General features: G+C 63.8%; 1 pseudogene. It reads right to left on the reverse strand.

Annotated features, from left to right (window positions below):
- Positions 1-257, reverse strand: a pseudogene (locus AC0IYH_RS32520) (hypothetical protein); the annotation flags it as partial.

The following is a 257-nucleotide window of genomic DNA, read 5'->3' on the forward strand; positions in this document are numbered from 1 at the left end:
GCTTCGATCAGGTACAGCTGCAGCGCGTAATCCGGCTCACTGTCGCGTGCTTCGGCCAGATGTTTAGAGGCTTCGGCACCGCGGCCATTGGCGATCAGCAGGTCGGTCATGCGTGCCTGCGCTGGCAGGTAATCGTTGCCGCCACCGACCATGGAGTAGGCGAGCAGGGCTTCGTCCACTTCGCCCAACGCTTCATGAGCGCGCCCCAGGTTGTACTGTGCCGGGTCGACATGGGCGTCGCGCGCGACCAACTCTTC

Source organism: Pseudomonas sp. AC463 (genome assembly GCF_979253585.1).